Source organism: Mammaliicoccus sp. J-M40 (assembly GCF_022386395.1).
GTDB classification, from domain to species: domain Bacteria; phylum Bacillota; class Bacilli; order Staphylococcales; family Staphylococcaceae; genus Mammaliicoccus; species Mammaliicoccus lentus.
Window position 1 is genome coordinate 1 of sequence record NZ_JAJNIQ010000005.1, and the last position, 21,015, is coordinate 21,015.

The 21,015-nt window shown below is 33.6% G+C and carries 21 protein-coding genes and 1 rRNA gene; 20 read left to right on the plus strand and 2 right to left on the minus strand.

The features are described 5' to 3' along the window. The 3 genes from rrf to LQ688_RS07380 form a co-directional block, all read left to right on the plus strand. A 5S ribosomal RNA gene (gene rrf / locus LQ688_RS14120) occupies nucleotides 1-85 on the plus strand; the annotation flags it as partial. A gap of 93 nt (nucleotides 86-178) precedes the next feature. Further along, a complete protein-coding gene (locus tag LQ688_RS07375; protein WP_239705347.1) occupies nucleotides 179-1,345 on the plus strand; it encodes an FUSC family protein in 1,167 nt (388 codons plus the stop codon). Beyond that, entirely contained in the window at nucleotides 1,267-2,070 is an 804-nt protein-coding gene (locus tag LQ688_RS07380) for an FUSC family protein (RefSeq protein WP_239705344.1), read from the plus strand. Before LQ688_RS07375 ends, LQ688_RS07380 begins: the two co-directional genes overlap by 79 nt. A 155-nt stretch (nucleotides 2,071-2,225) precedes the next feature. Here LQ688_RS07380 and pdxR read toward each other — a convergent pair whose 3' ends face one another. Next, nucleotides 2,226-3,617 (minus strand): MocR-like pyridoxine biosynthesis transcription factor PdxR, encoded by a 1,392-nt coding sequence (gene pdxR, locus LQ688_RS07385; protein WP_103268653.1) that lies wholly within the window; start codon nucleotides 3,615-3,617, stop codon nucleotides 2,226-2,228. Between the two features lie 107 nt (nucleotides 3,618-3,724). On the opposite strand from pdxR, the gene pdxS reads away from it, so the two are divergent. Both pdxS and pdxT read left to right on the plus strand, forming a co-directional pair. Further along, nucleotides 3,725-4,612: a pyridoxal 5'-phosphate synthase lyase subunit PdxS gene (gene pdxS, locus LQ688_RS07390; protein WP_103268654.1), complete on the plus strand. Its 888-nt coding sequence runs from the start codon at nucleotides 3,725-3,727 to the stop codon at nucleotides 4,610-4,612. Nucleotide 4,613: 1 nt separating this feature from the next. Beyond that, nucleotides 4,614-5,192 carry a pyridoxal 5'-phosphate synthase glutaminase subunit PdxT gene (gene pdxT, locus LQ688_RS07395; RefSeq protein WP_103268655.1) on the plus strand — a complete coding sequence of 193 codons (579 nt, stop codon included), beginning with the start codon at nucleotides 4,614-4,616 and terminating at the stop codon, nucleotides 5,190-5,192. A gap of 45 nt (nucleotides 5,193-5,237) precedes the next feature. Here the strand turns inward: pdxT and LQ688_RS07400 are convergent, their stop codons facing one another. After that, nucleotides 5,238-6,458: a NupC/NupG family nucleoside CNT transporter gene (locus LQ688_RS07400; RefSeq protein ID WP_064204252.1), complete on the minus strand. Its 1,221-nt coding sequence runs from the start codon at nucleotides 6,456-6,458 to the stop codon at nucleotides 5,238-5,240. 175 nt (nucleotides 6,459-6,633) lie between these two features. Here LQ688_RS07400 and LQ688_RS07405 point away from each other — a divergent pair, with 175 nt between their 5' ends. From LQ688_RS07405 to LQ688_RS07475, 15 genes are all read left to right on the plus strand, one after another. After that, a complete protein-coding gene (locus tag LQ688_RS07405; protein ID WP_016999399.1) occupies nucleotides 6,634-7,095 on the plus strand; it encodes a CtsR family transcriptional regulator in 462 nt (153 codons plus the stop codon). Between the two features lie 14 nt (nucleotides 7,096-7,109). Then, entirely contained in the window at nucleotides 7,110-7,646 is a 537-nt protein-coding gene (locus LQ688_RS07410) for a UvrB/UvrC motif-containing protein (protein WP_016999400.1), read from the plus strand. A 1-nt stretch (nucleotide 7,647) separates the two neighbouring features. Then, on the plus strand, nucleotides 7,648-8,655 hold the full coding sequence (locus tag LQ688_RS07415) for a protein arginine kinase (protein ID WP_016999401.1): 1,008 nt from the start codon (nucleotides 7,648-7,650) through the stop codon (nucleotides 8,653-8,655). Nucleotides 8,656-8,674: 19 nt separating this feature from the next. Then, nucleotides 8,675-11,140 (plus strand): ATP-dependent Clp protease ATP-binding subunit, encoded by a 2,466-nt coding sequence (locus LQ688_RS07420; protein ID WP_016999402.1) that lies wholly within the window; start codon nucleotides 8,675-8,677, stop codon nucleotides 11,138-11,140. A gap of 155 nt (nucleotides 11,141-11,295) precedes the next feature. Beyond that, complete coding sequence (gene radA, locus LQ688_RS07425) at nucleotides 11,296-12,666, plus strand: DNA repair protein RadA (RefSeq protein ID WP_016999403.1); 1,371 nt, start codon at nucleotides 11,296-11,298, stop codon at nucleotides 12,664-12,666. A 21-nt stretch (nucleotides 12,667-12,687) separates the two neighbouring features. Then, nucleotides 12,688-13,746 (plus strand): PIN/TRAM domain-containing protein, encoded by a 1,059-nt coding sequence (locus LQ688_RS07430; RefSeq protein WP_218729475.1) that lies wholly within the window; start codon nucleotides 12,688-12,690, stop codon nucleotides 13,744-13,746. Between the two features lies 1 nt (nucleotide 13,747). Further along, entirely contained in the window at nucleotides 13,748-14,434 is a 687-nt protein-coding gene (ispD, locus tag LQ688_RS07435; protein WP_103268658.1) for a 2-C-methyl-D-erythritol 4-phosphate cytidylyltransferase, read from the plus strand. Continuing rightward, complete coding sequence (ispF, locus tag LQ688_RS07440) at nucleotides 14,427-14,906, plus strand: 2-C-methyl-D-erythritol 2,4-cyclodiphosphate synthase (protein ID WP_016999406.1); 480 nt, start codon at nucleotides 14,427-14,429, stop codon at nucleotides 14,904-14,906. Before ispD ends, ispF begins: the two co-directional genes overlap by 8 nt. Before the next feature lie 16 nt (nucleotides 14,907-14,922). Continuing rightward, nucleotides 14,923-16,380, plus strand: a complete 1,458-nt coding sequence (gene gltX / locus LQ688_RS07445) for a glutamate--tRNA ligase (protein ID WP_147640581.1) — start codon at nucleotides 14,923-14,925, stop codon at nucleotides 16,378-16,380. A gap of 249 nt (nucleotides 16,381-16,629) precedes the next feature. Next, nucleotides 16,630-17,271: a serine O-acetyltransferase gene (gene cysE / locus LQ688_RS07450; RefSeq protein WP_103268660.1), complete on the plus strand. Its 642-nt coding sequence runs from the start codon at nucleotides 16,630-16,632 to the stop codon at nucleotides 17,269-17,271. Then, nucleotides 17,255-18,658, plus strand: coding sequence for a cysteine--tRNA ligase (gene cysS / locus LQ688_RS07455; RefSeq protein WP_103268661.1), 1,404 nt, complete (start codon nucleotides 17,255-17,257; stop codon nucleotides 18,656-18,658). The genes cysE and cysS overlap by 17 nt, the downstream gene beginning before the upstream one ends. A gap of 13 nt (nucleotides 18,659-18,671) precedes the next feature. After that, entirely contained in the window at nucleotides 18,672-19,061 is a 390-nt protein-coding gene (locus LQ688_RS07460) for a Mini-ribonuclease 3 (protein ID WP_239705353.1), read from the plus strand. Further along, the gene (rlmB, locus tag LQ688_RS07465) at nucleotides 19,054-19,800 is read left to right on the plus strand and encodes a 23S rRNA (guanosine(2251)-2'-O)-methyltransferase RlmB (RefSeq protein WP_016999411.1); all 747 of its coding nucleotides are present in this window, start codon (nucleotides 19,054-19,056) and stop codon (nucleotides 19,798-19,800) included. The genes LQ688_RS07460 and rlmB overlap by 8 nt, the downstream gene beginning before the upstream one ends. Further along, complete coding sequence (locus LQ688_RS07470) at nucleotides 19,800-20,318, plus strand: NYN domain-containing protein (RefSeq protein WP_016999412.1); 519 nt, start codon at nucleotides 19,800-19,802, stop codon at nucleotides 20,316-20,318. Before rlmB ends, LQ688_RS07470 begins: the two co-directional genes overlap by 1 nt. 79 nt (nucleotides 20,319-20,397) lie before the next feature. Next, a complete protein-coding gene (locus LQ688_RS07475; protein WP_147640582.1) occupies nucleotides 20,398-21,015 on the plus strand; it encodes a sigma-70 family RNA polymerase sigma factor in 618 nt (205 codons plus the stop codon).

A 21,015-nucleotide genomic window follows, 5' to 3' on the forward strand; every position in this document is an offset into this window, starting at 1 on the left:
GTTCCCATGCCGAACACAGAAGTTAAGCTCTTTAGCGCCGATGGTAGTTGGGCTTACGTTCCGCGAGAGTAGGACGTTGCCGGGCAAATATTTATAAAATGGATGCGATGAGCCGCACTCGAGACCTGTTAGGTCTCTTTTTTTTGACTTAAAACTTAAAAGATAGGAGTTGTTATAAATGAAGAAATATTTCGAAGTGATGTTCAAAGTAAATATGCAAAATATAGCAATTAAAAAGGCAATTATGCAAGCTATAATTGTTTTTACCATCTTGTCTACGAGTGTTATTGTCGGTCGATTTGATTTAGGTTTAACGGCTCTTTTAGGCTCATTTAGTCATATATACATTATAAATGGTTCATACCTATCGAGAATAAGAAAGGTTATTACTGTATCTATAATGTTAAGTATCTGTTTAATGCTAGGGAGCATTACTATTACAACGCCTTTCTTATATGCTTTTGTATTAGGTTTAATAGGCATGAGTGCGCATTTTATTCTTAAATCTTTACAAGTTCCAGGTCCATCATCGTTATTCTTTATATTAACTTATAGTATAGCTTCTATTATGCCCATAGCCCCTGAAGACTTCTTATTACGAGGTTCATTAGTTTTATGTGGTGGTCTAGTGAGTGCATTAGTAGTAATGGTTGATGCATTTTTTAATCATAAAAAGCCTGAAACTGAAAGTGTACTAAATATTTATAAAAACTTATCTTATTTAGTGGAGAATTTTAAAGGTGAACGATTTAATAAAGCAAGAAGTCAAGCACTTAATACAATCAATCAAGCCTCGCTAACTTTAACTACTGCTAAAGCATTTTGGAATAATAAAAGAGATTATAATCACTTATTGTTACTTAAAGAAAAAGCTGATGAAATTTGGTCAGAATGCTTAGAATTATCATCAAGAGGTTATGAAAGTTTACCTAATGAAATAAGTGTCGCACTTAATTACATATGCGAAAGATTAGAAGGAAAATCAGACTTAAATTATGATATTAAGTATTATAACGGGGATGATCCTTATATTAATGAACTAGTTAAGCTTATCTATGATGCTGAAGCTTTGTTAAATGAAAATGAGCTTCAAATAGATAAGAAAATTATTCATCATAAACCTATGTATTCTAAAACAATTAAAGAAAATTTTTCTAAAGACTCTTTAGTTCTAATGCAATCTATGCAGTATGGTATTATCTTGTTCGTATCTGTTATTATAGCATTTGGGATAGGATTTGAACGTGCTTACTGGATTCCGGTATCATGTTGCTCAGTCTTATTAGGTACGTCTTCTTTATCTACGAACAAAGGGCATTTCAAAGAACACTTGGCACAATTATAGGTACATTAGTAGCTGTTGTTATATTGTATTTTGAACCAAGTACATGGCCTATTGTTATTTTAATAGCTATTCTTATGTCAGCAGCAGAATTGCTCATTGTAGTGAATTATACAATAGCTGTCACATTCATCACACCAAACGTATTATTAATGTCAGCAGCGATTACTAAACACTTTGATACTTATCTTATCTTGCCGAGAATAACTGATGTTATGATTGGTTCTGCTATTGGTTTGATAGGAGTGTTAATAGTAGGTAGAAAGCAAGCTTCCAAAAAGCTACCTAAAACAATAATTAATACATTAAGAATACAATCACAATTATTACATACACTATTTTCATCAAATAAATATCATATTAATTTAATAGATACTTTACTCATTAGAGAAATGCAAACAGAGATTATGAATACAAAAGCAATGTATCAAGCAGCACTAAATGAAATAGATAATGATGTTAAAAAAATTGAGTATGTTTATCCAATTATTTTCACAGTTGAACACTTAGCATTCACCCTCGAGCAAGCCTATAGAAGAGGTAATTTAAGCACCTTAACAGATGAAGAAATCGGCCTTTATTTAACAACTTATGAGAATATATGCAAAAAAGTAGAGTTTAATGTCAGATACGATATTATAGAACTTCCAAAATTAAAAGAATTCCAAAGCATAAGAAATGAACTCATGAAATTACAAAATTTAATAGGTTATAAAGCCGAGACATAAATACATGTCTCAGCCTCTCTTTCATTATAATGGCAGTAGCTGACTGGATTGAAAATGCGCTTATATCAAGCTTTTTTCAACCCTAGTCATCCTTGTCGGGGTGGGACTACGAAATCTTTTTATTAAAATGAGATTTCTGTCCCGCTCCTTTTTTATTATACTCCCATCAAACACTTTATTAATGCTTCAATATGTTCTTTAGCTTCGTCTATCTTAATCCCTCCAAAGCCTAATACAAAATGAGGAGTATGATCACTTTGTTTAAATCGATAGTGTGTTAAAGGTTTAATATCTATATCACATTTTTTTATACGGTGTAAGCATTCTTCTAAGGTTAAGCCATTAACTACCGTCAATATAAAATGCATGCCTGTTAATTCTCCTGACACTTTAAAATCATTTGGATATTTCATGAGTTCATTTAATATAATATCTCGCTTACTTCTATATATTTTTCTCATGCGATTTAGGTGTCTTTCAAAAAAACCTTCATTCATAAATCGGCTCAATATATATTGTGTATGTCTAGGCACAGTGCCACCTTCTATATTTGTTTTATTTTGATACTGTTGCATGAGTTTCTTAGGTAAGACGGCATACGCAACTCTTAGAGAAGGGGAAATCGACTTTGAGAACGTACTGACATAAATGACGCTATCTGTGTTGTCTAAGCTTTGTAATGCAGGCACAGGACGTCCACTATATCTAAATTCTGAGTCATAGTCATCTTCGATAATATATCGTGTCTGCTTTTCAGACGCCCATTTTATGAGTTGTGTGCGCCTCTTTAAATCCATAATGACGCCTGTAGGGAACTGATGACTTGGCGTAATATATACGACTTCTTTGTTTAATTTTTTAATTTGTTCAATATCAATACCGTTTTCAGTGACTGATATAAATTCGAAAGGTACGTGTTTTCTTTTCAATAAATCTCTTACTTGTTTATAAAGTGGATCTTCTATCATGTAAGTAGAGTTTGAAATAAGATCTGTGATGATAGAGAGTAATTGCTCAGTTGATGAACCTACAATAATTTGTTGGGGTGAACAATTAACACCTCTACTATGGAAGATATAGTGCCTGATTTCTTTTCTTAATTCATAATCTCCTTGCTTATGCCCACTGTCCAATAATGAAAGTTGTGAATAATCAAATGCCTCTTTAGAAAATTTCCTGAATTGATCTAGTGGAAAATGTTCTTTATCAATAGCACCTAATTTGAATGAATATTTGTATGTTTTTTCAGTTTGAATATCTTCGTCTGTAATTTTTGTTTTATATGTTACTGGCAAGTTCACAATGTCGTTTATGTAAAATCCTGAACGATTTTTACTATGTATATACCCTTCATCGCTTAAAAGTTGATATGCATGTTCTATTGTAGTTTGGCTAACAGATAAGTAATGACTGAGCTGTCTTTTTGAAGGTAATTTTTCATTATGTTGCATAACATTATTAATAATATTTTGTTTAATGTTTTCATAAAGTTGTTGATAAATAGGTACATCGATATTGCGATTTATATTAAACATTAGCATTTCCATAATAATCCCTCATTCTGACCACTTATATTTTTGTAAATCTGACACTTTTACCAGTTCAGAATTTAGTATAACCTACAAATAAGCGATTTAAAAGGAGGAAGTAATAAATGTCTAAGATTACAGGTTCAGATAAAGTTAAAAGAGGTATGGCAGAAATGCAAAAGGGTGGCGTTATCATGGATGTTGTTAACGCTGAGCAAGCTAAATTAGCTGAAGAAGCAGGAGCTGTCGCAGTTATGGCACTTGAACGCGTGCCTTCTGATATTAGAGCTGCAGGCGGTGTAGCAAGAATGGCTGATCCCCGAATTGTGGAAGAAGTAATGAATGCTGTATCGATTCCGGTAATGGCTAAAGGAAGAATTGGTCATATTACAGAAGCACGTGTATTAGAATCGATGGGTGTAGACTATATAGATGAATCAGAAGTATTAACACCAGCAGATGAAGAGTACCATTTGAAAAAAGATGAATTTACAGTTCCGTTTGTATGTGGTTGTCGTAATTTAGGTGAAGCTGCTAGAAGAATTGGTGAAGGTGCAGCAATGTTACGTACTAAAGGTGAGCCAGGTACAGGGAATATTGTTGAAGCGGTTCGTCATATGAGACAAGTAAATGCTGAAGTGCGTAAATTAATTGTTATGAACGATGATGAAATCATGACTGAAGCTAAAAACATTGGCGCACCATATGAAATATTAAAAGAAATTAAAGATTTAGGCCGTTTACCTGTTGTAAACTTTGCAGCTGGAGGTGTAGCAACACCTGCTGATGCAGCATTAATGATGGAACTAGGTGCTGACGGTGTATTCGTCGGTTCAGGTATTTTTAAATCAGAAGCACCAGAAAAATTTGCAAAAGCAATTGTTCAAGCAACTACTCATTATCAAGACTATCAATTGATTGCGGAACTTTCTAAAGAATTAGGACCAGCTATGCAAGGGTTGGATATTAATCAATTATCTTTAGAAGAACGTATGCAAGAGCGTGGTTGGTAAGATGAAAATAGGTGTATTAGGTTTACAAGGCGCTGTTAGAGAGCATTTAAAACATATTGAACAATCTGGACATGAAGGCATTACTGTTAAGACTGTTGATCAATTAAGTGGTTTAGATGGACTTGTATTGCCAGGTGGGGAATCTACTACAATGAGAAGGTTGATGGATTTATATGGCTTTACAGAAGCCTTAAGAAAAAGTGATTTGCCTATGTATGGTACATGTGCAGGACTTATTTTATTGGCTACTGAAGTAATAGGGCAAGAAAGCCATTTAAATAAATTAGATGTAACAGTAGAAAGAAATTCCTTCGGTAGACAAGTAGATAGTTTTGAAGAATACTTGGAAGTTAAAGGTATTGATGAGACATTGAATGCTGTATTTATAAGAGCACCTCATATTCAATCAGTACATAATGATGTAGATATTCTATCGACTGTTGAAGATAAAATTGTAGCTGTAAGACAAAATCAATACTTAGGTATTTCTTTCCATCCGGAATTAACAGATGATTATAAAATTATGAAATATTTTATTGAAGAAATTGTCGTTCAATATCATGCGCAAGTAATAAAATAAAAACAGGGTGAGACATTAATAAAAGTCTCACCCTGTTTCATTATATTATAAGAAAAATCCAGCGATAGTTGCTGATAAGAACGATACTAATGTCGCACCGTATAATAGTTTTAATCCGAAACGTGCAACGTTATTACCTTGTTCATCATTTAATGATTTAACAGCACCAGCGATGATACCGATAGAACCAAAGTTCGCAAATGAAACTAGGAATACTGAAATAATACCGTTTGCTCTTTCAGAAATTTCAGCTTGTGGTAAAATACCCATCGCAACAAACTCGTTTGAAAGTACTTTTGTTGCCATAATACTACCAGATTGGACTGCATCAGCCCACGGGATACCAGCTAAGAATGCAAATGGCGCAAATACGAATCCAATTAATGTTTGGAAGTCCCAAGAAATTGATCCGCCAGATACAAATGAGAAGATATTAGCAGTAACACCGTTTAATAAACCAATCATGGCTACATACCCGATTAACATTGCTGCAACAATAACTGCTACTTTAAATCCGTCTAAAATATATTCTCCAAGCATTTCAAAGAATGATTGTTTTTCTCCAGACTCTTCTATCATTATGTCGTCTTCTTTATCATCTACTGTATAAGGATTGACGATTGAAGCGATTATAAAACCGCCAAATAAGTTTAAGACGATAGCTGTAACCACATATCTAGGCTCAACCATTGTAAAATATGCACCGATAATAGATGCTGAAACTGTCGACATTGCTGAAGCAGTTAAAGTATACATACGGTGTTTAGGAATTAAAGGAAGTTGTTTTTTAATTGATATAAATACTTCAGATTGTCCTAAAATTGCAGAGGCAACTGCGTTATATGATTCTAGTTTACCCATGCCGTTAATTTTAGAAATAACGAACCCTAAGTATTTAATAATAAGTGGTAAAACTTTAATATATTGTAAGATACCAATTAGCGCTGAAACGAATACAATCGGCATCAGTACGTTAAGGAAATATACTGAAACAGGTTTGTTCGTTTTTGGATCGATATTTGCGACGCCTTCAAAGACGAAGTTAATACCCTCCATTGCTTTGTCAATGATATAACTAAAGCCGTTCGATATACCACCGATAACAGTTAATCCACCTGTTGTTTTTAATAGTAAGAATGCAAATAAAAATTGGATTACAATCATTAATCCTATGTATTGCCATCTTACTTTCATCTTATCAGAACTTACTACCCATGCTAGAAATAGGAATACTAATATTCCGATAATCCCGATAATAAAATGCATAACACACACACCTTTCCCAAGAATTATTCTCTTTAATAACCTATCTTATATCATAACTTATTTTTTATGAAAGCGGTACACAAAAATAATAATTTTTTTAAGAAACAAATTAATTGAAATAATAAACAGCAGAACATATAATATAGTCAAAGAAGGTCAAAAGAGGTGATGATTAATGCACAATATGTCGGATATCATTGAGCAATACTTAAAGCAGTTGCTTGAAGAAGCTCAAGGTGAGGTCGTCGAAATCAAACGTGCACATATTGCTGAGAAGTTTGATTGTGTACCTTCGCAATTAAATTATGTCATTAAAACACGGTTTACTAATGAACATGGTTACGCCATAGAAAGTAAAAGAGGTGGCGGTGGATATATTCGTATATCCAAAGTCGAGACAAATAGTCAGTCAGCGTTCATTAGACATTTAATAGATTTAGTTGGCGATGAAATCTCTCAAGCAAATGCATTTAGAATCGTTGATGGTTTGTACGAAAACAAATTAATAACAGATAGAGAAAAGAAAATGATTATACAAAGTATACACAGAGATACTTTACAAATAGAAATACCATTTAGAGATATTATTCGAGCAAATATATTGAAACGAATATTGGCAGTCATACATTATAATTAAAAAGGAGTGACAGTATGCTTTGTGAAATTTGTGGTAAAGAAGAAGCAACAATTCAATTAACATCTGCAGGAAAGAAGCATAAAACAGAGCAATGGATATGTAAAAGTTGTGCTTCAGAACATTTTTATTTTCAAGACGATCACGTAAATGATCAAAATTTAGACCAAGAATTTGTTGTGAATCAATTTTTACAATATCTTGTAGGTAAGCACGGTATAAACTTTAAAAAGGTTGAGCCTCAAGAAGAGAAGCGCTGTCCAACTTGTAGTATGACTTTAACTGATATAGCTAAAGTCGGAAAATTCGGTTGTCATGATTGCTATGAGACGTTTAAAGATGATGTTCCTCAAATCATCCGAAGAGTTCAAGCTGGTAGCGGTGAGCATACAGGTAAAATACCAGTTTCATCAAGAAGTAAAATACAACTTAAACAACAAATAGCTGAAAAAGAAAAAGTCTTACAAGGTTTGATAGAAGAACAAGCTTTTGAAGACGCAGCAGTTGTTAGAGATGAAATTAAAGCTTTGAAAGCAGAAGGCGAGGTCAAGTAGAATGGAAGAACATATAAATGAGCACATTAGTGATTGGATGAAAGAGAAGACAAATTCACCAATCATCATGAGCTCTCGTATTAGACTTGCTCGAAACCTTCAAGATGAAGTTCATCCGCTCAAATTTGAAGATGACAAAATAGGCAATAGGGTAATTGATAAAGTGAGCAAAGCTTTATCAGACTTAAAATTAGTTCGTTTATCAGATTTATCTGAACTTGAACAAAACAAATTGGTTTTTAAACATCTTATTAGTCCAGCATTAACGAAACAAGAATACGGTGCTGCTGTTCTATTAAACGAAGATGAATCGACAAGCGTGATGATAAATGAAGAAGATCATGTAAGAATCCAAGTGATGGGTAATAATCTTGTATTAAATGAACTATATGAAACAGCGTCTAAACTTGATGATGAGTTAGACAAGCATTTAACAATTTCATATGACGAACAACACGGTTTTCTAACAACTTGTCCTACGAACATCGGAACAGGTTTGAGAGCAAGTGTAATGTTGCATTTACCTGGATTGAGTATAATGAAGCGAATGAAAAGAATTGGCCAAGCGATTAATCGATTTGGTTATACAATTCGTGGTATATATGGTGAAGGTACAGGTGCTTTAGGCCATGTATATCAAATTTCTAATCAATTAACTTTAGGTAAAACCGAACAAGAAATAATAGAAGATTTGACGCAAATTGTAGAACAAATCATACACGAAGAAGAACAAATTAGAAATAGACTTAATCGCTTTAATCATATGGAAACAAAAGATAGAGTACATCGAGCAAAAGGTATACTCCAATCAGCACAATTAATGTCGGTTGAAGAAGCGTCACTTCGCTTAAGTGAAATGAAACTTGGTATTGATTTAGGTCATATCGAGAGGGAAAACTTTAATTTTGATCATTTAATGGTTACAATACAGACACCATTCTTTGAAAATGAAGAAGAAGACGTTTCAGTAAACGAAAAACGGGCAACATTTTTAAGAGAAAACATATAAATAAATAGGAGGTTAGTTTATGCTATTTGGTAGATTAACAGAACGTGCACAACGTGTTTTAGCACATGCACAAGAAGAAGCAATGAGATTAAACCATTCAAATATAGGCACAGAGCATTTACTTTTAGGTTTAATGAAAGAGCCTGAAGGTATCGCAGCAAAAGTATTAGATGCTTTTGGTATTACTGAAGAAAAAGTAACAAAAGAAGTAGAAAATTTAATTGGCCAAGGACAAGAGCAAGTTGGCGCAATTCATTATACACCTAGAGCTAAAAAAGTGATCGAACTATCTATGGATGAAGCAAGAAAATTAAATCACACATTCGTAGGTACAGAGCACTTATTATTAGGTCTTATTAGAGAAAATGAAGGCGTTGCAGCTCGTGTATTTGCTAATTTAGATTTAAATATTACAAAAGCAAGAGCACAAGTAGTGAAATCACTAGGTAGTCCTGAACAAGGCTCTAAAAACGCTCAAGCTACTAAAAATCAAGCAACACCAACATTAGATGGTTTAGCTAGAGATTTAACTGTAATTGCAGAAGACGGTACATTAGATCCAGTAATTGGCCGTTCAGATGAAATTACAAGAGTAATAGAAGTATTAAGTAGAAGAACTAAAAACAACCCTGTACTAATCGGTGAACCTGGTGTAGGTAAAACTGCGATTGTAGAAGGTTTAGCGCAAGCAATCATACAGAACGAAGTACCAGAAACATTAAAAGGTAAACGTGTCATGTCATTAGATATGGGTACAGTTGTTGCCGGAACAAAATATCGTGGTGAATTCGAAGAAAGACTGAAAAAAGTAATGGAAGAAATTCACCAAGCGGGCAACGTTGTGCTATTTATCGATGAGTTACACACGTTAATTGGCGCTGGAGGAGCAGAAGGCGCTATAGACGCTTCTAATATACTAAAACCTGCTCTAGCACGCGGTGAACTACAATGTATTGGTGCGACAACTTTAGATGAATATCGTAAATATATTGAAAAAGATGCAGCATTAGAAAGACGTTTCCAACCAGTTACTGTTGACGAACCTACTAATGAAGATTCAATTGCAATCTTGAAAGGTTTAAGAGATCGTTATGAAGCACATCACCGCATCAATATTTCAGATGAAGCAATTGAAGCGTCAGTAACTATGAGTGACCGTTATATCTCAGACCGTTTCTTACCAGACAAAGCAATTGATTTAATTGATGAAGCAAGTTCAAAAGTAAGACTTAGAAATTATACAACACCACCAAGTCTAAAAGAACTTGAAGCGGAATTAGAAACAGTTAAAAAAGAAAAAGATGCAGCTGTACACTCTCAAGAATTTGAAAATGCAGCTAATTTAAGAGATAAACAAACAAAACTTGAAAAACAATTAGAAGAGACTAAAAATGAATGGAAAAAAGTCCAAGGCGAGAAAAACACTTGCGTAACAGCTGAAGATATTGCAGTTGTAGTAGCAAATTGGACAGGTGTTCCAATTACGAAATTAAATGAAACTGAATCAGAAAGATTACTAAACCTAGAATCTATTCTTCATAATCGTGTAATTGGTCAAAATGATGCAGTACAATCTATCTCTAAAGCAGTTAGACGTGCGAGAGCTGGATTGAAAGATCCGAAAAGACCAATTGGTAGCTTTATCTTCTTAGGACCTACTGGTGTAGGTAAAACGGAACTTGCACGTACATTAGCGGATGCAATGTTTGGTGAAGAAGACGCAATGATTAGAGTAGATATGAGTGAGTTTATGGAAAAACACTCTGTCAGTCGTTTAGTTGGTTCTCCTCCAGGCTATGTTGGTCATGATGATGGTGGACAATTAACTGAAAATGTAAGACGTAAACCATATTCAGTTATATTATTCGATGAAATTGAAAAAGCTCACCCAGATGTATTTAATATCTTGTTACAAGTATTAGATGATGGTCACTTAACAGATTCTAAAGGACGTAAAGTGGATTTCAGAAATACAGTTATCATAATGACATCAAACGTAGGTGCACAAGAACTTCAAAATGCTAAATTCGTTGGCTTTGGCGCTGCTAAAGATAGTGGTCCAGACTATGAAACGATTAGAAAAACAATGATGGACGAATTAAAACAACAATTTAGACCAGAGTTCTTAAACCGTGTAGATGACATCATTGTATTCCACAAACTAGAAAAACCACATCTTAAAGAAATTGTTTCTAAGATGGCTAGCGATTTAACTAAACGTTTATCAGAACAAGGTATTCATATTAGCTTAACTGACTCAGCTCAAGAGAAAATAGCAGACGAAGGATTTGACCCTGAATATGGTGCTAGACCTTTAACACGTTCAATCCAAAAAAATGTTGAAGATAATCTAAGTGAATTAATCTTGTCTGGTCAAGATTTAGTTGGTAAAGACGTTGTAGTAGATTATCGCGATGACGAATTTAAATTTGATTTATCAGATCATAAAGAAGATGAATCAGAAGAAGAAACTTCAAAAGTATAAAATAGAAAATTTTAACTTAAATAATATAATGAGTCCGCAAACCATATATAATAAAGGTTTGCGGACTTTTATTGTTAGAAAAAAGTATATAAATTTGTTTTTCAAGTCTGCCAAGTTTAAAATATAACTATTCAATTAACACGGAGGTATCATGAATGGCGAAAAAGAAAGTAATATTTGAATGTTTAGCCTGTGGGTACCAATCGCCAAAATGGATGGGCAAATGTCCTAATTGTGGCGCATGGAATCAAATGGAAGAAACAATAGAACATAAAGAAACAAAAGGGCCTAAAAATACATTTAAATCAGATGTACCAGCACAAAAAATAGAAAAATTAAAAGACATTAAAGATGAAGACACACCTAGAATTTTAACGAAAATTAATGAATTTAACCGCGTATTAGGCGGCGGAGTAGTAGAAGGATCGCTTGTATTAATAGGTGGAGATCCGGGTATCGGTAAATCGACACTATTATTACAAATTTGTGCCGCTCTATCACAACAGAAAAACGTACTTTACGTCTCTGGTGAGGAATCGGTAAGACAAACTAAATTAAGAGCAGAAAGACTCGTTGAAGATTCAGGCGAACTAAATGTATACGCTGAAACAAACTTAGAAATTATTCATAGTATGGTTCAAAAAGAAAAGCCAGATGTATTAGTAATAGATTCAATACAAACTATATACCATCCAGAAGTTACGTCGGCTCCTGGTTCAGTATCTCAAGTGAGAGAATGTACACAGAATTTAATGCATATTGCTAAGCAAATGAATATAGCAACATTCATCGTTGGACATGTTACGAAAGATGGACAAATTGCAGGTCCTAGATTGCTAGAACACATGGTGGATACCGTATTATATTTTGAAGGGGACACACATCACGCTTATCGAATATTAAGAGCAGTTAAAAACCGTTTTGGTTCAACAAATGAAATGGGTATATTTGAAATGAAACAAACTGGCTTAAACGAAGTGAAAAATCCTTCGGAAATGTTCCTAGAAGAAAGAACAAAACATGTGGCTGGCTCGACTATTGTTGCAACTATGGAAGGAACGAGACCGATATTAGTTGAAGTACAGGCATTAGTAACGCCAACAACTTTCCATAATCCAAGAAGGATGGCTACTGGTATAGACCATAATAGATTGAGCTTGTTGATGGCAGTACTTGAAAAGAAAGAAAATTTCTTACTACAGCAACAAGATGCATATATTAAAATCGCTGGTGGTGTTAAATTAAGTGAGCCAGCAGTTGACTTAAGTATTATAATAGCAATAGCATCTAGTTTTCAGGATAAACCAACAAAAGGAGACGATTGTTTTGTTGGTGAAGTCGGCTTAACTGGAGAAGTAAGAAGGGTTGCTAGAATTGACCAACGTGTTCAGGAAGCGGCTAAACTAGGTTTTAAACGCATCATCGTACCGAAAAATAATTTAAAAGGTTTAGAGTTCCCAGAAGGCACACAAGTTATTGGTGTTTCTACAACAAGAGAAGCATTGAAAATTGCCTTTAATGCATAGAAACCATTAGGAGGTTGACGTATGAAAATTTTAAAAGCCCTCATCATTCTATGTTATTTAGTTATAGGATCCTCGGTCGGTATTCTAGTTATTCCTGAGTTGATTAACGCTTTTAGTATACAACCTAAAGAGGTACTTACTAACCCATATATTGATGGTCTAATCGGGGCAGTCGTTATATTTCTGCTGTTTGGTTTTTTAATCGATAAAATTGTGTATATGGCTGATCAAGGTGAAAAATATTTGTTAAAGAGAAGTATTTTAGAAATATTTTTCGCAACTATTGGTGTTATGATTGGTCTAATGATTGCTGTAATGGTTTCGTTTATATTGGAAATGATTGGCGCTCCCGTATTGAAACATATATTACCTATTATTATTGCTGCTTTTTTATGTTATTTAGGCTTTCAAATTGGGTTACAAAAGCGTGAAGAAATTCTTAGGTTGTTCCCAGAGAATATTTCGAACTCATTAACAAGACAAACTACTGCGAGAAACGCTAAATTGTTAGACACTAGTGCCATTATTGATGGACGTATACTTGATGTCGTGAAATGCCAATTTTTAGACGGTGAAATATTAGTCCCTCAAGGCGTAATTGAAGAACTACAAGTTATTGCTGATTCAAAAGATAGTTTAAAAAGAGATAAAGGACAACGTGGTTTAGATATGTTAAATTCATTGAAGGATACTGATTTTCCTATTTCTATCATTGAACCTAATTCTACCCATAAAGATGTAGATGCACTATTGATTGTTTTAGCTAAAAAATATAACGCAAGTATTATTACGACAGATTATAATTTAAATAAAGTGTGTTCTGTACAAGGTATTAAAGTTTTAAATGTTAATGATTTGTCTGAAGCAATTAAACCAATTGTGCATCAAGGCGATCAGTTCGAATTACTTATTACTAAAATAGGAAAAGAAGATGGCCAAGGTGTTGGATATTTAGATGACGGTACAATGGTTGTTATTGAAAAAGCTAGAGAATATATCGGCAAAACAATAGTTGTAGAAGTAATGAGTCTATTACAAACGTCATCTGGAAGAATTATTTTTGCGAAGAAGGTGTCTTAGCGTGGGTTTTACAGTTATAATACCAGCTGCTGGTCAAGGGAAGAGAATGGGTAAGGATATTAATAAATTATTTTTAAAAATCAAAGGTGAAACGATTATAAGAAGAACAGTTTCAGTTTTTGAAAATATGAAGTCATGTGAACAAATCTTTATTGCTGCCCACCCTGAAGAGGTCAATATAATGGAAAAACATTTAAAAGACTTTCAAAAAGTGGCTGGTATTATACCAGGAGGTAAAGAACGACAGCATAGTATTTATGAAGTGTTAAAAGTATTAGTAAATACTGAAGTTGTTATTGTACATGATGGAGCTAGACCTTTTGTAACAGAAGAAAAAGTAGAACAACTATACGAAGATACTTTAGAGCATGGTGCTGTTATTTTAGCGGTTCAAGCTAAAGATACAATCAAAAAAGTGATAAATGGTATTGTAGAAGAAACTTATCAACGCGAAACGGTATGGCAAGTCCAAACACCTCAATCTTTTAAAAGAGAAATCATCTTAAAAGCATATCAATTAGCGGATTCGGAATCTTTTGTAGGTACAGATGACGCATCTTTAGTTGAAAGAGCTGGTTTTAAAGTCCACGTCCTCAGTGGAGATTACGATAATATTAAAATAACAACAACTGAAGACTTAGTGATAGCAGAATCAATAATAGAAAGACGAGGTATTCATGATGTTTAGAATAGGTTATGGATATGATGTACATGAATTCGATGAAAATAGACCGCTTATTATCGGTGGAATTGAAATAGAACATACTAAAGGGCTCAAAGGACATAGCGATGCAGATGTATTGTTACACGCTATTACAGATGCTATTTTAGGTGCTGCAAGTTTAGGTGACATTGGTAAGTTGTTTCCAGATACCGATCAAACATTTAAAGATGCAGACTCGAAAATATTATTAAAAGAGGCTTATCAACAAGTTTTAAAAAAGGGATACCAACTAGGAAATGTGGATGCTACAATAATTGCTGAGAAACCTAAATTTAGACCACATATTGATAACATGAGAGATAAGATTGCTACAATTTTCGAAGTATCAATAGAAGATGTTAATGTGAAAGCGACAACAAATGAAAAATTAGGATTTCTAGGAAGAGAAGAGGGCATACAAGCACAAGCTGTGGTATTATTAACAAATAAAGATTAAAAACAGGAGTGAGACGATGAGTAACAAAGTAAGAGTAAGATATGCGCCAAGTCCAACTGGTTACTTACACATCGGTAACGCAAGAACCGCATTATTTAATTATTTATTCGCTAAACATTATGATGGGGACTTTGTTATACGTATTGAAGATACAGATATAGCCAGAAACTTAGAGGACGGAGAGTCTTCACAATTTTCAAACCTTGAATGGTTAGGTTTAAATTGGGACGAATCTGTCAATAAAGACGGAGGATACGGCCCTTATCGTCAATCAGAACGTGGCCATATCTATAAACCACTTATTGATAAATTACTAGCTGAAGATAAAGCTTATAAATGTTACATGACACAGGAAGAATTAGAAGCAGAACGTGAAGAACAAATAGCTAGAGGTGAAATGCCACGTTATGGTGGTAAACACGCACACTTAACTCTAGAAGAACAGAAAGCTTTCGAAGCGGAAGGTAGACAAGCTAGTATTCGTTTTAGAGTACCTCAAAATAAAACATATACATTTAATGATATCGTTAAAGGTGAAGTATCATTTGATTCAAACGGTATAGGTGACTGGGTTATCGTTAAGAAAGACGGTATTCCAACATATAACTTTGCTGTTGCTATTGATGATCATTATATGGAAATTTCTCACGTAATCCGCGGGGACGACCACATTTCAAACACACCTAAACAACTTATGATTTTTGAGGCATTTGGATTTGAAACGCCAAAATTTGCTCATATGACATTGATTGTTAACGAAGAACGTAAAAAATTAAGTAAACGTGATGGACAAATTTTACAATTTATCGAACAATATAAAGATTTAGGTTACTTACCTGAAGCCTTATTCAATTTCATTGGATTGTTAGGTTGGTCTCCAGAAGGCGAAGAAGAAATTTTCTCTAAAGAAGAATTCATTAAAATCTTCGATGAAAAACGACTATCTAAATCTCCAGCATTCTTTGATAAGAAAAAATTAGAGTGGATCAATAACCAATACATGAAGGAAAAAGATTCTGAAACTGTATTTGAAATGACAATCCCTCACATGGTAAAAGCAGGATTATTACCAGAAAGTCCATCAGAAGCAGAATTGTCTTGGGCTAGAGACTTGGTTGCTTTATATCAAGAGCAAATGAGCTACGCAGGTGAAATTGTACCGCTATCTGAGTTGTTCTTCAGAGAACATTTAGATTTCTCTGATGAAGCTAAAGAAGTCTTAAACGGTGAACAAGTTCCTACTGTCATGACTGAGCTTATTAAACAATTTGAAAGTTTAGAGCCTTTTGATGAACCAGCTGAAATTAAGAAATCAATTAAAGCAGTTCAAAAAGAAACAGGTGTTAAAGGTAAACAGTTATTCATGCCTATTCGTGTAGCGGTAACTGGACAAACACATGGACCTGAATTACCTAATACAATAGCATTATTAGGTAGAGATAAAGTGTTAAGTAGATTAAAACGTATTATTTGATTTTTTGTAAATAAAAAACTATGATATTAAATACTTAAAGGCCAAGTAATTTAATAAATGTGAAATAAGAGAGCACATGGTTGGTGAAAATGTGCCACATTTATAAATGAATGCACCTTTATTGAATGAAAATTTATATATTTAAATGAGTGAGCATAGATATATGCTAAACAAGAGTGGAACCGTGCAAAAGGCACCTCTAGCAAAAATTGTTAGAGGTGCCTTTTTGATATCTGAGGGGGGAAAGAGATGTTTAAAAGAGTCAAAGATGATATTCAAATGGTGTTTGATCAGGACCCTGCTGCAAGATCTTCATTTGAAATTGTTATGACTTACTCAGGGCTACATGCAATATGGAGTTATTTGATTGCTAATTGGTTTTTTAAGAAAAAAATGTATTTTATAGCTCGATCAATTTCACAAATTTCACGATTTTTTACTGGAGTGGAAATTCATCCTGGTGCTACGATAGGAAAGAGATTATTTATAGACCATGGAATGGGTATTGTGATTGGTGAAACATGTCGAATTGGTAACAATGTGACAATTTATCAAGGCGTTACCCTCGGAGGTACAGGTAAAGAGCGCGGAAAAAGACACCCAGATATAGGTGATAATGTATTGATTGCTGCTGGTGCTAAAGTACTGGGCAATATAGAAGTTGGCAGCAACGTAAACATTGGTGCCAATTCAGTTGTGTTAAAAGATGTTCCTGATTACTCAACAGTAGTAGGTATCCCAGGCAGGATTGTTAAGCAAGATGGTATGAAAGTTGGTAAAAACTTCAATCATACTAACTTACCAGATCCAATTTATGAACAATTAAAAGAATTAGAACGTCAACTTGAAAAGACGAAGAATGGAGAGATTGTTGATGATTACGTTATATAATACGCTAACAAGACAAAAGGAAGAATTTATACCAATTGAAGAGGGCAAAGTTAAGATGTATGTATGTGGCCCTACTGTTTATAATTATATTCATATTGGAAATGCAAGGTCGACAGTAGCCTTTGACGTTGTTAGACGCTATTTAGAATATAAAGGTTATGAAGTAGATTATGTATCTAACTTTACTGATGTTGATGATAAATTAATTAGAACAGCTAATGAATTGGGTCAAACAGTTCCAGAAATAGCAGATCGTTTTATTCAAGCATTTTACGAAGATACTGGGGCATTAAATTGTAAGAGAGGTACTTCAAATCCAAGAGTTATGGACCATATGGATGACATTATCGAGTTTATAAAAGTATTAGTCGATAAAGGTTATGCTTATGAAAGTGGTGGAGATGTTTATTATCGTACACGTCGTTTTGAAGGGTATGGCAAGTTGAGCCACCAATCTATTGATGACTTGAAAGTTGGAGCTAGAATTGAAACAGGTGAACAAAAAGAAGATGAACTAGATTTCACACTTTGGAAAAAAGCTAAATCTGGTGAAATTAAGTGGGACAGCCCATGGGGACCAGGACGCCCTGGTTGGCATATAGAATGTTCTGTCATGGCTCATGTACATTTAGGTGATACAATTGATATACACGCAGGAGGAACAGACCTTCAGTTCCCTCACCACGAAAACGAAATTGCACAATCTGAAGCACATAGTGATACAACATTTGCTAACTACTGGATGCATAACGGATTTGTAAATATTAATAATGAAAAAATGAGTAAGTCTCTTGGTAACTTTATTTTAGTGCATGATATTATTAAGGAAATTGATCCAGATGTTTTACGATTCTTTATGGTTGGTGCACATTATAGAAGTCCAGTTAACTATGATTTAGATTTAGTACAGGCAGCTAAAAAAGGTTTAGAAAGAATCAGAAACAGTTACAAATCTTTAGTGGATAGAGAAGAACATGCTTTGCTTAAAGAAGACGAAACGAATCAATATATCGAAGGTATCGACCAAGCGTTGAAAGATTTTGAAATGTATATGGACGATGACTTTAATACAGCTAACGCAATGACTGCTTGGTATGATTTAAACAAACTTGCAAACAAGTATTTATTAGAGAATGCGACATCAGTTAGAACGATTGAATACTTTAAAGAAGTTTACCAAATCTTTAGTGATGTTTTAGGTGTACCTTTATATGGTAAAGAACATGCTGAATTATTAGATGAAGAAATCGAACAACTAATTGAAGAACGAAACGAAGCTAGAAAATCTAAAAACTTCCAACGTGCTGATGAAATTCGAGATATGCTAAAAGAACAAAATATTATCCTTGAAGATACGCCTCAAGGTGTGAGGTTTAAACGTGGATAAGCAATCAATAAAAATGTTAAACCCCTTGTCATTAGCATATATGGGAGATTCTATACTAGATACTTATGTAAGAAAGTATATTATCCTGAAAATTAAAGGGAAGCCTAACCGTCTACATCAACTATCTAAACAATATGTATCCGCAAAAGGGCAAGCGTATGTTTTAAACGTTTTGCTAGAAGAAGATTTTTTCGATGAGGAAGAGTTAGCTATTATTAAACGTGGGCGTAATGCAAAAAGTTATACAAAAGCAAAGAATACGGATATACAAACATATCGTAAAAGTTCTGCGATAGAAGCGGTTATCGGTTATTTATATTTAAATGATGAGATAGAGCGTTTAGAATTGTTAATTAATAAAATGATAGAAATTACAGAAGAAAGGGTGAATACAAATGGATGATTCAATAATTGTCGGGAGACATGCTGTGAAAGAAGCGATTACTTCTGGCCATACAATTAACAAAGTGTTAATCCAAGAAGGTATCAATAAAAAACAAATTAACGATATTTTAAAGATTGCAAAATCAGAGAAAATCGTTGTTCAAACAGTACCGAAATCAAAAATAGACTACCTTACAGACGTCCCACACCAAGGTATAGCTGCACAAATAGCACCTTATCCTTATAAAGAATTAGAAGACTTTATATCTGAAACAAAAGATATTGAACATCAACCCTGTCTGTTAATGTTGGATGGATTAGAAGATCCTCATAATTTAGGTTCAATTATGAGAACTGCTGATGCAATAGGTATCGATGGAATTATTATTCCTAAAAGAAGGTCCGTTCAATTAAATGCTACTGTAGCTAAGGCTTCAACAGGTGCTATTGAGCATGTACCTGTTATTCGTGTTACGAATCTACCGAGTACAATGGAGCGTTTACAAGAAGTTGGTTATTGGATAGCTGGTACTGATGCTAAACATGCAACGGATTATCGACAAATGGATGTTAATATGCCATTAGTTATTGTGATAGGTAGTGAGGGAGAAGGTATGAGTAGGTTAGTTAAAGATAAGTGTGACTTCTATATTAAATTGCCTATGGTTGGGCATGTTAATAGCCTTAATGCGTCCGTTGCAGCCAGTCTTCTTATGTATGAAGTATATAGAAAAAGGCACCCGATAGGACAAGAATAATGAAAGATATCTATTTGATTATTGATGGTTATAATTTGATAGGACAATCAAAAGAATTATCCGAGACTGCGAAAGTCTCATTAGAAGAAGCAAGGGACAAATTGTTAATCACACTTATTAACTATAATACACAACATGACGGAGAGATGATTGTTGTCTTTGACGCTTATGGTGTTGAAGGAACAGAAACAATAGAAATAAAACACGGTGTCAAAATAGTATATACAAAAGGGAAAGAAACGGCAGATAGTTATATTGAAAGATTAACTTATGATTTGTATAGAAAGCATATTACACATATTACAGTTGTAACGAGTGATATGAGTGAGCAACACGCTATTTTTGGGACAGGTGCTTATCGGATATCATCGAGAGAGATGTGGTCAACAATAGCGAGGCAAGAATCTGTGGTAACGAAACATTTATCAGATATAGAAACAAAGACACCTAGAAATAGATTACATTTGCCTGATGAAGTACTACAACAATTCGAAAAATGGCGTAGAAACAATAAGTAATATTAAAAAATGCAGTTTGATTTAATAATAATTGAATCTGTAAAATGTGTTCAATACTTATGAACAAGGAATGAACAACATGCATGATACAATTAAAGAGAATCAAACTTTAAACTGGATTCAAACAATTCAAAGAGGCCAAGTCGATTGCTTTAATCAATTATTGGAAGTTTATGATCAAGATATAATGAAACGAATTAAAATGCTTAATATATCTAAAGAAGATTGTGAAGATATCGCACAGATAGTGAGATATAAATTGTATAAACAAGTGCTAACTTATGATATAGAGCAACCACAACCTTTTTCTCATTGTGTTAACGACATTATTAAAAATGCTAAAATAGATTTTATACGTAAAGCCACAAGTGAAAAGGAACAGTTTCATACAAAAATGCTCACAATTGATAGATCAAATAAATACGAAGTAGATTATTTAATTGATAAAGTTGTAGATAATAAACATCACTCATTTGAAGATATGATAATATTTAATCATTTTTGTTCGTCATTTATAAAAGAAATAGGGTTAAATGCTTTTGAATCTCGGATTGTAAACTGTACGATGCAAGGGAAAAGTAAAAAAGAAATATCGAAAGAGCTTAATGTACCTATCAAACACATATACAATGCACAATACCGGCTAAAAAATAGATTAAATAAGCAAGAAATCGTTTCTGTGTTGTTTGACAACTAG